General features: G+C 59.7%; 14 protein-coding genes. 3 read left to right on the top strand and 11 right to left on the bottom strand.

The window, feature by feature from the left end:
- Nucleotides 1–398 precede the first annotated feature (398 nt).
- Complete coding sequence (locus tag GRAN_RS20095) at nucleotides 399–1,268, top strand: DoxX family protein (RefSeq protein WP_128914804.1); 870 nt, start codon at nucleotides 399–401, stop codon at nucleotides 1,266–1,268.
- Between the two features lie 46 nt (nucleotides 1,269–1,314).
- On the opposite strand, the gene GRAN_RS20090 is transcribed toward GRAN_RS20095, so the two are convergent.
- The 3 genes from GRAN_RS20090 to GRAN_RS20080 all read right to left on the bottom strand — a co-directional run bounded on the left by GRAN_RS20090 (nucleotide 1,315) and on the right by GRAN_RS20080 (nucleotide 7,473).
- Nucleotides 1,315–2,514, bottom strand: a complete 1,200-nt coding sequence (locus tag GRAN_RS20090; RefSeq protein WP_161571072.1) for an EAL domain-containing response regulator — start codon at nucleotides 2,512–2,514, stop codon at nucleotides 1,315–1,317.
- A 70-nt stretch (nucleotides 2,515–2,584) separates the two neighbouring features.
- Nucleotides 2,585–4,945, bottom strand: coding sequence for a PAS domain S-box protein (locus tag GRAN_RS20085; protein WP_161571071.1), 2,361 nt, complete (start codon nucleotides 4,943–4,945; stop codon nucleotides 2,585–2,587).
- A 608-nt stretch (nucleotides 4,946–5,553) separates the two neighbouring features.
- Nucleotides 5,554–7,473, bottom strand: coding sequence for a hybrid sensor histidine kinase/response regulator (locus tag GRAN_RS20080; RefSeq protein WP_161571070.1), 1,920 nt, complete (start codon nucleotides 7,471–7,473; stop codon nucleotides 5,554–5,556).
- Nucleotides 7,474–7,575: 102 nt separating this feature from the next.
- Here GRAN_RS20080 and GRAN_RS20075 point away from each other — a divergent pair, with 102 nt between their 5' ends.
- Together GRAN_RS20075 and GRAN_RS20070 are read left to right on the top strand one after the other, a co-directional pair.
- The gene (locus tag GRAN_RS20075) at nucleotides 7,576–8,475 is read left to right on the top strand and encodes an Fpg/Nei family DNA glycosylase (protein ID WP_128914800.1); all 900 of its coding nucleotides are present in this window, start codon (nucleotides 7,576–7,578) and stop codon (nucleotides 8,473–8,475) included.
- Nucleotides 8,476–8,741: 266 nt separating this feature from the next.
- Entirely contained in the window at nucleotides 8,742–9,569 is an 828-nt protein-coding gene (locus tag GRAN_RS20070; protein ID WP_128914799.1) for a DUF4159 domain-containing protein, read from the top strand.
- Here GRAN_RS20070 and map read toward each other — a convergent pair.
- The 8 genes from map to rplF all read right to left on the bottom strand — a co-directional run bounded on the left by map (nucleotide 9,566) and on the right by rplF (nucleotide 15,092).
- A complete protein-coding gene (gene map / locus GRAN_RS20065) occupies nucleotides 9,566–10,315 on the bottom strand; it encodes a type I methionyl aminopeptidase (protein WP_128914798.1) in 750 nt (249 codons plus the stop codon). The genes GRAN_RS20070 and map overlap by 4 nt on opposite strands.
- A 2-nt stretch (nucleotides 10,316–10,317) precedes the next feature.
- Nucleotides 10,318–11,034 carry an adenylate kinase gene (locus GRAN_RS20060; RefSeq protein ID WP_128914797.1) on the bottom strand — a complete coding sequence of 239 codons (717 nt, stop codon included), beginning with the start codon at nucleotides 11,032–11,034 and terminating at the stop codon, nucleotides 10,318–10,320.
- A gap of 164 nt (nucleotides 11,035–11,198) precedes the next feature.
- Nucleotides 11,199–12,611 carry a preprotein translocase subunit SecY gene (gene secY / locus GRAN_RS20055; protein ID WP_128914796.1) on the bottom strand — a complete coding sequence of 471 codons (1,413 nt, stop codon included), beginning with the start codon at nucleotides 12,609–12,611 and terminating at the stop codon, nucleotides 11,199–11,201.
- Between the two features lie 104 nt (nucleotides 12,612–12,715).
- Nucleotides 12,716–13,180 carry a 50S ribosomal protein L15 gene (gene rplO / locus GRAN_RS20050; protein ID WP_128914795.1) on the bottom strand — a complete coding sequence of 155 codons (465 nt, stop codon included), beginning with the start codon at nucleotides 13,178–13,180 and terminating at the stop codon, nucleotides 12,716–12,718.
- Between the two features lie 59 nt (nucleotides 13,181–13,239).
- Complete coding sequence (gene rpmD, locus GRAN_RS20045; RefSeq protein ID WP_128914794.1) at nucleotides 13,240–13,425, bottom strand: 50S ribosomal protein L30; 186 nt, start codon at nucleotides 13,423–13,425, stop codon at nucleotides 13,240–13,242.
- A gap of 47 nt (nucleotides 13,426–13,472) precedes the next feature.
- Nucleotides 13,473–13,979 carry a 30S ribosomal protein S5 gene (gene rpsE, locus GRAN_RS20040; protein WP_128914793.1) on the bottom strand — a complete coding sequence of 169 codons (507 nt, stop codon included), beginning with the start codon at nucleotides 13,977–13,979 and terminating at the stop codon, nucleotides 13,473–13,475.
- 49 nt (nucleotides 13,980–14,028) lie between these two features.
- Nucleotides 14,029–14,394, bottom strand: coding sequence for a 50S ribosomal protein L18 (gene rplR, locus GRAN_RS20035; RefSeq protein WP_128914792.1), 366 nt, complete (start codon nucleotides 14,392–14,394; stop codon nucleotides 14,029–14,031).
- Nucleotides 14,395–14,552: 158 nt separating this feature from the next.
- Nucleotides 14,553–15,092 carry a 50S ribosomal protein L6 gene (gene rplF / locus GRAN_RS20030; protein WP_128914791.1) on the bottom strand — a complete coding sequence of 180 codons (540 nt, stop codon included), beginning with the start codon at nucleotides 15,090–15,092 and terminating at the stop codon, nucleotides 14,553–14,555.
- Between the last annotated feature and the right edge of the window lie 28 nt (nucleotides 15,093–15,120).

The raw sequence follows: 15,120 nt of genomic DNA, 5'->3' as shown, positions 1-15,120 counted from the left end.
CGGAAGTCGAGACCCTAGGGGATTCAGATCCGAAGCAAAAGCCCTCCTTTTCACCCTAAGTCAAGATCCAGTGACAGGAACCAACCCAACCGCCTTATTGTCCTTGGCGCAAACGCAAGATAAGCCTTCCGCGCCAAAATCAGTACCCAGCCATCGCTCCCCCGGTGACCGCCCAGAGGTATTGGAAACCCTATAAGGATGGACACCTCCCGTTCGCGTTAACCCCGGCAACTTACCACCTACGAAATCGAACCCAGGGCATCTCGCAAGCGAGCGGTAATCCGACCCAGAACCAGCCAAACGAAAAGTTTTCCGCCACAACCCATCGCCCCAGCATTACCCTTCCCGCATACGCGATCCGCCAGCCTACGCGTCCCACACGCCCGAAGGAGCCCACCATGCCCTCACCGCTAGTCCTCCTCCCCTGCCTCACCGGACTCATTTTCCTCGCCCTCGGCCTCACCCTGAACCGCAAACGCCTCGCCGAGAACGCCACCCCCACCCTCCCCCGCCTCATCCTCATCGGCCCGATCTTCTACGGAGCCAGCCTAGGCGTCTTCGGCACGGAGCACTTCACCGTAGCTCGCTTCATCCAGCAAGGAGTCCCTACCTGGATCCCGTTCCCCCTCTTCTGGACCTACGTCGTCGGCATCGGACTCCTCGCCGCCGGACTCAGCATCCTCGCCAACCGAGTCGTCTGGCTCTCCGCCCCCCTGCTCGCCGGCATGATCTTCCTCTTCGTCCTCACCATCCACCTTCCCCGCCTCGCCCACCTGCACGACCGTGTCTCCTTGGCCGTCCTCCTCCGCGACACCGCCTTCGCCGGAACCGCCCTCATCCTCACCGCCCTCCACCGCCCCCGCACCCCCTGGCTCGCCCCCCTCGGCCGCGCGACCATCGCCATCGCCGCCATCGTCTTCGCCGCCATTTATATAGGTCACCCTCAAACAGCCCTCGGACTCCCCCTCGAGATGCTGAGTCCCGCCTGGCTCCCCGCCCCCCACACCTTCGCCACCATCGGAGCCATCCTCCTCTTCGTCAGCGGCGCAGCCATACTCGCCCAGCGCCGCATCCCCCTCGCCGCCGCCGTCCTCGGCTCCTGGCTCACGCTCGTCACCGTAGCCTTCTACCTCCCCATCTTCTTCATGGCCAAAGGCACCGGAGCCCAGATCGAAGGCATGAACTACGTCGCCGACACCCTCATGTTCGCCGGAACCGCTCTCATCGCAGGCCTCCGGCCGGAAGCCCCCGAATCAACCATCCGCTAACCACCTTTACCGGACAACCGCCCATATCCCACACACGTTTTCCAACCTAATGCGCGGTAGCCTCTTGCTCTCGTCTCGTGGAATCAAGGCCAAGCCAGCGCATCAATTCGTCTGGGGGAATCGGCCGGCTGAAGAAATAGCCCTGCGCAATCTCGCACTTCCGCGACCCAAGGAATGCAAGCTGCTGATTCGTTTCCACTCCCTCCGCGACGACTCTCATTCCGAGTTCATGCCCAATTTCGATCGTCTTCTGCACCAGGATGCGATCGTGATCGTCGTTGATCATCCCCTGAACAAAGCTCCTATCGATCTTCAACTCCGTTGCCGGAACAAGCCGAAGCTGCTTCAACATGGAGTATCCCGTCCCGAAGTCGTCGATCGAAAGCTGAACCCCCCTCATCCGCAGCCTCGCAAACACATCGAGCGAGCTCGCCAGCTTCTGGACAAGGCCCGTCTCCGTCACCTCGATGATGATCGTCGCTGGCTGTATCCCGTACTCCGCCATCAACGCAAAGAGTTCGTTGGGAAACCTCGCATCCTGAAGGGAATAAGAAGAGAAATTGATGGCCAGAGAAAGATTCCTTCCAGCCTTCGCGGAGAACCTGCTGATATCGGCCAGCGCCCGTCGCATGACGATCCACCCAAGGTCGTCGATCAGCCCAAGCCGCTCGGCCATGCCGATGAAATCATCCGGAAAGACGAGCCCAAAGTCCGGATGCTGCCAGCGAACGAGGGCTTCCACGCCAACGACGTCGCCCGTCTTGATCTCGATCTGCGGCTGGAAATGAATGACGAACTCGTCCCGCTCTACCGCCCGTCGCAGGTCAGCCTCGCCAACGAAGATGTGCGCCGCCGGCTCCGTCACGATTCTTCTCCCGAGTTCCAGATGCCTCTTCAGCATCACTTCCAGTTCGGCGAGCCGGAACGGCTTCTGCAACTGCCCGACAATCGATAACCCAAGATCCTCGGCCCACTCCTCCGCAGTCTGGATAATCCGTCGATCCGCTCCGCTCATCAGCACAATGCCGGCGTTGCAACGCTTCTGGCTCAGAACCCGCAGTAACTCGATGCCGTCCATCTCGGGCATCACAAGGTCAAGAAAGATGAGGGTCGTCTCTGGGTTCAGACCGTCGAGAAAGGCCCCTGCGCTCGTTGTCGCCGCACACTCCATTCCCATCGCCTGGGCGCCTTCGGCAACGAATTGGCCTAAGTCATAATCATCGTCGATGACGAGAATTCTCTGCATGGGTGCCATCTTCACCTCTGGGAAAATGTACTGCACGTTTTACATCATCCATCTCATCATGGGTGCCGCGTCACGCCGGTTCTTCCCTCGCGAACGCCTCGCGCACTGCCTCTTCGAACTCCACATGCTGATAAGGTTTTCGCAGCACAGGCGCGCCCATCAGCGGCGATCGCCGTTCTGCCAGCGCATCCTCCGGAAAGCCGGAGCAATAAATAATCTTCATCTCGGGGCGTACTTGGAGGATCTTCTCCGCCAGCTCAAACCCATTCATGCCTCCCGGCATAATAACGTCCGTCACCACAAGCTCGATCTCCGGGTGAAGCGCGATCCGCTCCAGTGCACTGGCGCCATCCACAGCCTCAAAGTGCGTGCACTCCATTCCATCGAGATAAGCCGCGGCGATCTCCAGCAGGTCCAATTCGTCATCGACCACAAGCACCACTCCAACTGAGTTGCGCTTCGCCAGCCGGGTCGGCACCACCACAGGCTCCGGGATCGTCTCGGCAAGGGGCAGAAAGAAAGTCACCGTCGTCCCGAATCCTGGCTCACTGTAGATCCGAATCGTACCACCGGATTGCTTCACGAAGCCGTACACCATGGCCAACCCAAGTCCCGTACCCTGATCTCTCTTCTTTGTCGTGAAAAAAGGTTCGAAGGCGCGTTCCAACACCTCCTTCGACATACCGGAGCCGGTATCGGAAATCGAGATCCCCGCATAACTCCCGGCCTGAAGATCGCCTGCCTGCACGGGGATAGAGCTCGCCCTCACCTGGCGTAGCTCCGACATAATGTTCAGTGATCCTCCATTTGGCATCGCATCACGCGCGTTCAGGAAAAGATTCAGCAGTGCACTTTCGAGCGCCGCGGCATCGACGAAGATGGCGGGCAGAGACGGATCGAGATGGCTTTTGATCTTGATCTCAGGTCCGATCAGGCGCGCCGAAAGTGCGATGACGTTGTGCACCGATTCATTGAGCGACGCCGGGGTTGGCCTGAGCTCGTCTCTGCGTGAGAAGGCAAGAAGCCGTCGGGTCAGATCCGCGCCGCGCTCCGCGGCCTTCTGGGCCGTTCGCACGCGCTTCAGAGCGCCTGCATTGTCCGGAACCAACCGCTCAAGCAAATCCAGATTCCCCACGATCACGCCAAGAAGGTTGTTGAAGTCGTGCGCCACGCCGCCCGTGAGCTGGCCGACCGCTTCGAGCTTCTGGCTCTGGTGCAACTGGCTCTCGAGCCGCCTTCTTTCCGTAATGTCCCGCCCGATCTTCGACGCGCCGATCACCTTGCCGTTCGCGTCACGGATCGGCGAAATCGTCAGCGAAAGATGGATGATATCGCCACTCTTCGTTCTCCTCCGCGTCTCGATATGCTCGACCGTGTCGCCCCTGCGAATACCTTCCAGGATCTCGTCCTCCTCCCGTTGAAGATCCGCAGGGATCACGAGGCGGATCGACTGCCCAAGGATCTCTCCGGCCGTGTAACCGAAGATCTTCTCCGCGCCGGAGTTCCAGCTTGTCACCAGGCCATGCAGATCCTTGCTGATGATCGCGTCGTCCGACGATTCCACGATGGCGGCGAGGCGGGTATGTGCCCGAACGATGTCGCTCTGCTCCGTCACGTCCCGGTAGTAGACGGTCACCAGGTATGGCTCGCCAGCTTGATTCAGGATCGGAGCCGTGCTGACCTCAGCGAGGATGCTCTTCCCCGTATCCTTTCTCACGATCACGATTCCGGAATCCTGGACAAAGTGTCCCTTGAGCGCGAGCGCGCTCGGCCACTCGTCCCGCGGAAGCAAGCTTCCATCCGGCAGATAAGCTTCGAAGGTGTCCTCGACGTTCTTGCTCGAGAGCGTTCGCTCGGACAATCCGAGAAAGCGCGCCGCGGACTCGTTCATCTTCACGATATTCTGACCACGGTCCAGCACCACGACAGCGTCGTGCATCGTATCCAAAATCGCCTGAAGCTGGAGTTGGGTCTCTTCCAGGTCACGCTCCATGTGCTTCAGCGAGGCCTTCGCATCGACTTCCTGCGTTACATCGTTTTGAATGCCCACAAAGTGGGTCAACTGGCCCGATGTATCGAAGAACGGGGAAAGCAGAACATCATTCCAGAACGAGATACCGTCCTTCCGATAGTTCTTTAGCAGGGCACGAGTCTCGCGCTTTTCTGCAATTGCCTCGCGAATCTCCAGCGCGCCAGTCTGCCCCCTCAGCGAGCCCTGAAGGAACCTGCAGTTTCGCCCATAGACTTCGGCAGCCCTGTAACCGGTCATCTTTTCAAAGGCGGAGTTGACGTACACCAGCGGTTCGTCCGGAAGCGTGGCATCCGCAATGCTGATGCCGACTGGAACAGAATCAAAGATCCGGCGAATGCGATGGAGTTCGTCCACGGCGGACCTGTAACGGTTCTCCATCACCCGCGCGGATCGAATCATCTGTCGAAGCTGTACTCCCAGGGCCTCACTCGACAAAGGCCGCCGAAGAACACAGAACCACCTGTCGTCGGCGTCATCGAGAGGCACGGGCAGCATCGCCTCTTGATCGCTGACAAGAACCATCAGGGGCAGGACATCACGAAAAAAAGTCCGATGCGCCGGGCGCTCTACCAAAGGATCCAGGTCGGAAGCGTCGTCCGTGATCAGGAAGTCAGCTCGCTCGCCGAGAGTCCTGCCGGACCGCCGGCCCCTGCCGGCTTCGTCAGCTTCATCTGTTTGACGAGAAGAATCGGAGAAACGCCCCCGGCGTTCTACTGGGTCAAAACCGCACTGCTCCGCGAGTGCCCTCACCAGTGCGCGTTCCCCGTCGTCCCTAAGCAACAGGACGATTCTCGGCAGATTAGTCATTGGCTGTTCTCTGCGTTTTGAACCAATATCGATCCTTGGATAACAGAGGAAGGTCTCGCAACCGCCTCACCGGTTCGAGAGAAGACACGCGAAGTGTAGCACTCGGGCAGTGCTCTATCTGTCGGCTAACCGACAGACACCGCTCTCACTCCGCGGCGTAAAGTCGACTCGCTCCGCACACGCATCATGCATCGCGGGCGCTAATCCCCACCTGCTTCGGCTCCAGATTCAAAAGCTCTGTTGACGGCCGTGCGGAACTCGCTCTTCTGATACGGCTTCCGCAAAAGCGGGCCATTCACGGACATCGTCCGCTCCGCGAGGGCATCCGCGGGGAATCCTGAGCAATAGAGCACTCTTGTATCCGGATAAAGAAGACCGATCCTACGGCCAAGTTCAATTCCATTCACGTCGCCCGGCATGACCACGTCCGTGATAACCAGTTCGATCTCCCTGTGTTGAGCCAGAACGTCAAGAGCAGCCACACCATCCGCCGCGACGTGCACCTGGCAACCCATCTCTTCTAGGTAAGCCACGGCGATCTCGACCAGGTCTGCCTCGTCGTCGACGACTAGCACCGTTCCTGTATGCTTCACGTCTTCCATAGGAGAAACAGTCCGTTGCCACGCTTCAAACCCTTGCTGCGCCAGGGGCAGGAAGAAGGTCACTGTCGTTCCAAAACCGGGCTCGCTGTATATCCTGACCGCGCCTCCGGACTGCTTCACAAAGCCGTAAACCATCGCTAGTCCAAGGCCCGTTCCCTTTCCTCTTTTCTTGGTCGTAAAGAAAGGCTCGAGAGCCCGGGCCAGCACCTCGTGCGACATACCCACCCCTGAGTCAGAGACGGAGATGCCCGCATATCGCCCGGGCTTCAGATCCCCCGCTTGCACGGAGGCATGGCCGTCAGTGATCTCACGAAGCTCGGAGGTGATATGCAGGGAACCTCCGTTCGGCATCGCATCGCGCGCATTCACCATAAGGTTCAATAACGCATTCTCCAGCCCCGAGACATCGACGAGAACAGAAGGCATGGACGCGTCGAGATGGGTCGTGACAACGATGTCGGCACCGATTCCTCGTGCCGCTAGTTCCACGATCGTGTGCACTGCTTCATTCAAGGAGGTAGGTCGAGGTTGCAGCTCACCATCGCTCGAGAAAGCAAGCAGGCGCCGTGTCAGGTCCGCACCGCGAATCGATGCTTTCTGCGCGGTCTTGACGCGCTTCAGTGCCGCTGGATCGTTCGAAACGAGCCGTTCCAATAAATCCAGGTTCCCCAGGATGACCGCCAGCAGGTTGTTGAAGTCGTGAGCGATGCCGCCAGTCAATTGGCCCACGGCTTCAAGCTTTTGACTCTGGTGAAGTTGATTCTCAAGTCTTTTCTTCTCGGTAATATCCCTGGCCACCTTGGAGGCGCCAATCAGCCGCCCGGAGGTATCGCGGATCGGGGACGTGGTCAGCGAGATATCGATCAGCTCGCCGTTCTTCTTGACCCGTCGCGTCTCAATATGCCGGACCGTCTGGCCGTCACGAATTCGGCTCAGAATCAGGTCTTCCTCGTGCTGCAATTCGGGAGGAATGAGTCGGCGAACCGACTGCCCCACCATCTCGTCTGCGGTATACCCGAACGTTCTCTCCGCTCCCAGGTTCCAGCTCGTCACAATGCCTTGCGTATCCTTGCCGATGATCGCGTCTTCCGAAGACTCGACGATTGCAGCGAGCCGCGCCTTTGCATGATCCGCATCTCGACGTTCAGAGACATCGCGGTGGCAGACGACGATGAGCTCGGTTTCACCAGCCTCATTCCTGATTGGAGCCAAGCTGACCTCGGTGGCGACCAATAAGCCTGTATCCTTCCGCCGAACCAGAACCTCATAGTTCTGAAGAAAGCGTCCCTCCAGTGCAATTGCCCCCGCCCATTCCGTCCGGGGCAGCAGACTGCCGTCCGGAAGATAGACCTCAAAGATCTCTTCGGCAATCTCGTTGGAGAGCGTTTGTCCAGATAAACCGAAGATGCTGGCGGCCGAATGGTTCATCTGGACAACGTTGTGATCTCGATCCAGGACGAAAATCCCTTCCCTCATGTTGTCGAAGACTGCCTGAAGTTGCGTGTTCGTGAGCGCCATTGAATTTTCTCTGTCCCTATATACCCGATGCATCCGATCGCGTCAGTCATCGACCAGGCAAAGCGCCGGGGTACGCTCCGCGTTCGCTAGTATCCTATCGCCATGCCGGAACTACCAGACATTACGGCCTATCTCACCGCTCTTTCCGATCGCGTTCTGGGCGAGACGGTTCTCAAGGTCCGCCTCGCCAGCCCCTTCCTCCTCCGCACCGTCCAACCCCCCTTTGAGTCCGTCGAAGGCCACACCGTTCTCGCCCTCGACCGCATCGGCAAACGGATCGCCATCGGCTTCGATGACGGGAAGTGGCTCGTCCTCCATCTCATGATCGCCGGACGTCTCCACTGGCGGCAGCCCGGCGCAAAGCTCGCCGGCCGGAACATGCTCGCCGCCTTTGACTTTCCTTCCGGTTCGCTGGTTCTCACCGAAGCTGGATCCAAACGCCGCGCATCCCTCCACGTCTTCGCCACCCGCGAGGATGCCGCATCTGTCGATCCCGGCGGACTCGATATCTTCTCTCTCGACCTCGAATCGTTCCGCGCCGCCCTCACCATCGAAAACCGCACCCTCAAGCGAGCCCTTACCGACCCCCGCATCCTCTCAGGCATCGGCAACGCATACTCAGACGAGATACTCCACGCTGCCCGCCTCTCGCCCATCCTCCAAACCCACAAGCTCACCCCCGGGGAGTGGGATCGCCTCTTCACAGCTACTCGCGCCACCATGCACCTCTGGGTCGACCGCCTCACGAAGGAAGCTGGCGCCGCCTTCCCCGAAAAGGTCACCGCCTTTCGCAAGGACATGGCCGTCCACGGTCGATTCAACCAGCCCTGCCCCATCTGCGGTAGCCCTATCCAACGGATCCGCTATGCCGACAACGAAACCAACTACTGCCCGAACTGTCAGACCGGTGGTAAAGTCCTGGCCGACCGGAGCCTCTCCCGCCTCCTCGGCAAGGATTGGCCTCGCACCCTCGACGAACTCGAAGCCCTTAAGCGCCGCTGACCTGCTGGACGTACCGTCACTGACCACACTTACCGTACAACGCCCCACATCCTATCCACACTTTCCTGCTTAAATGCGTCTCGGTTTTTCGTTAGGAACCCTACGCGACCGCTATCAAAACCAAAAACCATGGGAAGAAACCCTGAAACTCACCACAAAGACCAGGAATCGCAGGTAAATGCCATCAAATGAGTCCGGCCGAAAGGCACCTGCACTCTCGGAAGCCCTCCATGCTAGCCTCATACCAGAACGTGGGAAGCTGGCCCATGACCTCTCTGAAACGATCCGTCTACGCTCTCGCCTTGACCGGAATCATCGTCGGCGTCCTCTACGCGCAACGCCCGTTCCATTCGTATCCATCGGTGGAAGGTTATGAAAACATGCCACTTCCACCCGATTGGAATCACAAGGCCGAGTGGACCTTCGCCCGCCTCATGTACCCTCCCGGCCCCCTCGACGGCTACCGCGGCCGCTTCGACGGAGACTGGCGCGAAGGCCTCTCCCTATGGACCCAGGACTTCCCCGCCGCCGACCGCAAGCTAGCCGCAGCCATCCGCCGCCTCACCCGAATCGACGCCCGTTCCGTAGAGCAATCCGTCAACCTCGACGACGGAGACGAAATCTACAACTGGCCCTGGCTCTACGCCGTCCAGGTTGGAGAATGGGGATTAACCGACAAACAGGCAGCAAAACTACGGGATTATCTGCTCCGCGGAGGGTTTTTCATGGCCGACGACTTCCACGGCCACGAAGAACAAGCCTTTTTCGAAAAGAGCATGAAGGTCGTCTTCCCCGATCGCGACATCGTCGACATCCCAAACGAAGACACTATCTTCCACACCGTCTTTGATCTTGATGACCGATATCAGATCCCCGGAGCTGAACACCTCAGCACCGGCTTCAAGAAAGACGGACGAGTCGCCCGCTGGGAAGGAATCTACGACGACAAAGGCCGCATCATGGTAGCCATCTCCCTCAACTCCGACATCGGAGACGCCTGGGAATGGTCGGATAATCCAAGATATCCACTCAAATTCTCGGATTTAGCCCTGAGAATCGGAACAAACTACGTCGTTTATGCCATGACGCACTAACGCGTAAGAACCTGCGGGCCTTTATCGGTGATCGCGACGGTATGCTCGAAATGAGCACTGTAACTCCCATCCACGGTGACCGCGGTCCATCCGTCAGCCAGGACGCGAACCTCAGGCTTGCCCAGATTAATCATCGGCTCAATGGCCAGAACCATGCCGGCTTTCAGGCGTGGGCCCTTACCGCGAGGCCCGTAGTTCGGAACCTGCGGATCCTCGTGCATGTTCTTGCCGATACCGTGTCCGACGAACTCCTTGACTACACCAAAACCCTCGGCCTCACACATCTCCTGAACGGCAGCGGAGATGTCGCCAAGGCGCCCTCCGACCTGGGCTTCCTGAATGGCTTGTTCGAGGGAAGCCTTGGTGACATCGAGGAGCTTGCGTACGGCGGGTGTGGGTTTGCCGATGGCGTAGGTGACGGCGGCGTCGGAGTAGAAGCCGTCGACGATAAGGCCGCAGTCGATCGAGAGGATGTCACCGTCTTTGAGGACGCGCTTCTCGTTCGGCATGCCATGAACGACTTCTTCGTTGAGCGAGGTGCACAGCGCGGCGGGGAAGCCGTGGTAGCCCTTGAAGGCGGCGATGGCTTTGAACTCGTCGATCTTGCGCATGGCGGCCAGTTCGAGGTCCATGGTGGATGCTCCGGCTACAACGTAGGGAGCGATATAGTCGTGGACCTGGCGGAGGAGACGGCCGGAGTGGCGCATCTTCTCGATCTCACCTGGCGACTTGATCATGATGGCCATAGCTACGCCTTCTCCTGCTGAGCCGCAGCGCGGAGGCGAATAAGCGTTCCGTGGATGGCGGCCGTGACCTCTTCGACCGCGAGCGAGCCATCTACCTCTTCGAAGCGGCCCTGGGCCCTGTAGTGGTCGATGACCGGCGCCGTCTGGGCGCGGAAGGTGCGCATACGCTCGTGAAAGACCTCTTCGGTGTCGTCGGTGCGCTGGGTAAGGAGCGTCCCATCGACGTCGCAGTGCCCAGGAACTCTCGGCGGATTCGAGTAGATGTTGTAGATGCGGCCGGCTGGCGAGATGCGGCGGCCGGTGATGCGCTGGAGGAGTTGAGTGTCGTCGACGCTGATACTGATGGCGACGACGGGGACGGCGTCGTTCGAGGCGGAAAGGCTGCTGTCGAGCCATTCGGCCTGAGCGAGGGTGCGGGGGAAGCCGTCGAGGATGTAGCCGCTGTGCGTATCGGGATGCGTAAGACGCTCGGCGACCATCTGGTTGACGAGGTCATCGGGAACGAGCTTTCCCTGCTTCATCAGGCCTTCCGCGAGGATGCCGAGGGGAGTGTGGTTCTTGAGGTGCGCGCGGAAGAGGTCGCCGGTGGAGATCTGAGGGATTCCGAAGGCGGCCATGAGCTGCTTGGCCTGCGTGCCTTTGCCGACGCCAGGAGCTCCGAGGAGAAGGACTGGTCCGGGGGCGAAGGGCTCTAATACCGTGTTGTGTGTGCTGGTCAACGTTCCGGGGTCCTGTGGGGTTTTGGAGAGCGTACCTCAGGTGGCTAAAGCCCCCTGTGCTCTAAACGCTCAAGTGGCACGGCTAAAGCCGTGCCCTTAAGCAAAACGGTTCAGATTTCCGATGATTTGCGAATCCTGAACGATCCACGAATCGGCGGTTACAACTACCAACTGCGGCGTCCGCGGATGCGGCCGCTCTTTGGAGAGAAGCCGTCATAGTGGCGCATGATGAGCTGCGATTCGATCTGGTTCACGGTGTCCATTGCAACGCCGACCACGATCAGGAGCGACGTGCCTCCGAAGTAGAAATTCACGCCGAGACCCTGCGTCGTCCAGGTCGGGAGCCGGTCGAAGACGGGTCCGATGAGCCAAAGGTGGTTGAAGTGAATACCACTTATCAGGATCGTCGGAATAATCGAGATGATGATCAGGTAAATCGCTCCGACGAGCGTAATGCGCGTCAGGACGTCGTTGATGAAGTCCGACGTGCGCTTGCCGGGACGAATGCCAGGAATGAAGCCGCCGTACTTCCGCATGTTGTCCGCGATGTCGTCTGGACGGAAGACGATCGAGATGTAGAAGTAGGCGAAGAAGATGATGGCGACGATGTAGAGGAGCTCGTACCAGGGCTCACCGGGTGCGAGGCCCTGAAGGATCGGGCCGAAGAAGCGGGTGTCCTTGAGCGGGCCACTACCGAAGAAGCTCATGCCGGCGAACAGAAGGGGGGCCGAAAGGATCGAGCTGGCGAAGATGACCGGCATGACTCCGCCCGAGTTGACCTTGAGCGGAAGGTGAGTCGATTGACCGCCCATCATCTTGCGCCCGACGACGCGCTTGGCGTATTGGACCGGGATGCGGCGTTCAGAGCGCTCGACAAAGATGATGAAGGCTACGACACCCACCATGGCGACGATGAGAAGCACGAGGATGATCGGGGTGAGTCCGCCCCATGCGCTTGTGGTGGCCTTGTCGTAGAGTTCGGCGATGCCCTTAGGGAGGCCGACGACGATACCGGTGAAGATCAACAGCGACATGCCGTTGCCGATGCCGCGTTCGGTAATCTGCTCGCCGAGCCACATGATGAACGCCGTCCCGGTGGTCAGGGTGATGACGCACATCGGGATGAACTCGTACTTGTTGATCGTCACCATCGACTGACCGGTGCTGGTGTTGGTCAGCGTGAGGGCGATGGCGAAGGACTGAACGATCGCGAGGAGAACCGTGACGTAACGGGTCCACTGGGTGATCTTGCGGCGGCCCATCTCGCCTTCCTTCTGCAGCTTCGCGAGCGGCTCATAGATGACCGTAAGCAGCTGGAAGATGATGGAGGCGGTGATGTAGGGCATGATGCCGAGCGCGAAGACGGTCAGCTTGCGGAGGTTTCCGCCTGAGAAGAGGTCGACGAGGCCGAGCGCGGAGCCGGAGTTCTGGTTGAAGAACTGGGCGAGCAGGTCGGCGTTGATACCTGGGGTGGGGATGTGCGCACCGAGGCGGTAGACGGCAAGCAGGCCGAGGGTGAAGAGGACTCGGTTGCGTAGGTCCGGGATGCGGAAGATGTTGGCAATTTTCTCAAACATCGGAGAAGGGGACCTCTGGTCGGCTGAACCGGCTGGAATTCGGATGAGAAAGGCCAGTACGGGAGACCCGTACTGGCTTCAGACATTGTTTCGTTCAGAACAGTTTACGCGATGACGATGGCCTGGCCGCCAGCCTTCTCGATGGCTTCCTTGGCTGTCTTCGAAAACTTGTGCGCGTGCACGGTGATCGCGGTGGTGATCTCGCCGTTGTTGAGCACCTTGATCAGGGCGTTCTTCTTGCGGAGCAGACCGAGCGAGATGATGCGGTCGAGGGTCAGCTCGGAGCTGTCACCCGTCTCGGCGATCACTTCGGCGATGCGGTCTAGACCGAGCACCTGGTACTCGACGCGGAAGATGTTGGTGAAGCCGCGCTTGGGAAGACGGCGGTGAAGGGGCATCTGGCCGCCTTCGAAGCCGCGCATGAGGGACGAACCCGAGCGGGAGCCCTGACCCTTGTGACCACGGGTCGAGGTCTTACCCATGCCTGAGCCCATACCGCGGCCGATACGCTTCTTGTTTTCGTTCGCCTTCTTGGGGGCGCGGAGATTGGAGAGATTACGAATTGCCATGATGTCCTCGCTAAACGCCGGCGGTTATGAGCAGCCGACTCGCATATGGTGGGTGGTACTTAGTTGACGACGCGTACGAGATGGGGCACCTTGGCCACCATTCCACGGATCGAGGGGGTGTCTTCGCGCTCGACGATCTGATTGAGGCGCGTGAAGCCGAGGCCCTTGACGACGAGCTTGTGCTTGACGGGCGTGCAGATGACGGAGCGGAAGTACTGCAGCTTGATTTTGGCGATGTCTGCCATGATGGGGCTCCTTGATACAATCTGGGCGAAAAGTGTGCGCCGAGAGCTTAGAGCTCGTCGACCGACTTACCGCGCAGGGCGGCGACTTCGGCCTTGTTGCGAAGCTGGATGAGAGCGTCGAACGTGGCCTTGATGACGTTGTGCGGGTTCGCGGAACCGAGCGACTTGGTGAGAACGTTCTGCACACCGGCCGAGGTCATGACGGCGCGAACCGTCTTACCGGCGATGATTCCGGTACCTTCGGGGGCGGGCTTCAGCATGACCGAACCGGCTCCGAAGTGACCGAGCACCTGGTGCGGGATCGTGGTGTCGGTGAGGTTGACCTTGTGCAGGTTCTTCTTGGCGGCTTCAATCCCCTTGCGGATAGCCTGGGGGACTTCCTTCGCCTTGCCGGAGCCGTAGCCGACGACGCCTTCGCCGGGATCCCCGACGACGACGAGCGCGGCGAAGGACATGTTCTTACCGCCCTTGACGACCTTGGTGACGCGATTGATGGAGACGACCTCGTCCTTGAGGTTGAGGCGGTTCGCATCGAGCTTTTGCTTGAGTGCCATATTTGATCCTGACTACTTTCTGGCCGTCCCTCAGGAGGCCGTCGGAAAACTAGAAATCGAGCCCGGCTTCACGAGCGGCTTCGGCGAGGGCCTTGACGCGACCGTGGTAGAGATAGCCACCGCGATCGAAGACCACCTTCTTGATGCCCTTCTCGATGCCGCGCTCGGCGATGAGCTTGCCAACGAGCTTCGCAGCGGCGATGTTGCCGCCGTAGACTTCCTCTTCCCCCTTGACGTTCATGGAAGAGGCAGCGGCGATGGTGATGCCGTTGAGATCGTCGATGAGCTGGGTGTAGATGTGGTTCAGCGAGCGATAGACGTTGAGGCGCGGACGCTCGGCGGTTCCGGACATCTTCTCGCGGATGCGCGTGTGGACGCGCTGGCGAATGACATTGCGTTGACGTGGGTTGATCATGGGGCTTTCCTTCCTAGTGGCGTACCCAGAGTGCTGGGGACGTTCGGTTATGTGTGTGGGGAGCAGGGTTTTTTAGTTCCCTGCCCCCGAAATCTATCCGGACTTACTTAGCGCCCGTCTTGATGCAGAGCGCAGGATCGAAACCCTACGCTATGCGATTACTTGGCTCCGGTCTTGCCGACCTTCTTCTTCAGCTTCTCGCCGGTGTAGCGGACACCCTTGTTCTTGTAGGGATCCGGCTTCCGGAGGGAGCGCATGTCGGCGGCGACCTGGCCTACGCGCTGGCGGTCGATGCCGGCAACGACGAGGTGGGTCTGCTTGGGATCGATCGTGACCTCGATGCCGGTGGGCAGCGGGAACTCGATCGGGTGCGAATAGCCGAGGGTGAACACAACCATGTTCTTGCCCTTGAGCTCGGCGCGGTATCCGATGCCGACGATGTCGATGTCCTTGGTCCAGCCGGTGGTGACGCCGGTGACGGCGTTGAACACGAGAGCGCGGGCGAGGCCGTGGAAGGCAGCCTGCGAGTCGTTCTCACGCTCGACGAGGAGCTGGCCGTCCTTGGTGGTCAGGGAGATGCCGGCGGGAATGAGCGCGGTCACCTTACCCTTGGGTCCCTCGACGAGGGCGGTGTTGCCGGTCACGGTGTACTTGACGCCGGCGGGCAGAGCGATGGGCTTCTTGCCAATACGAGACATGATGAATCCTTATGGGGCTTGCGAGTCG

Source organism: Granulicella sibirica (assembly GCF_004115155.1).
Taxonomy (GTDB): Bacteria; Acidobacteriota; Terriglobia; order Terriglobales; family Acidobacteriaceae; genus Edaphobacter; species Edaphobacter sibiricus.
The sequence above is the reverse complement of the archived record's forward strand: the minus strand, read 5'-3'. Positions and strand labels throughout refer to the sequence as shown.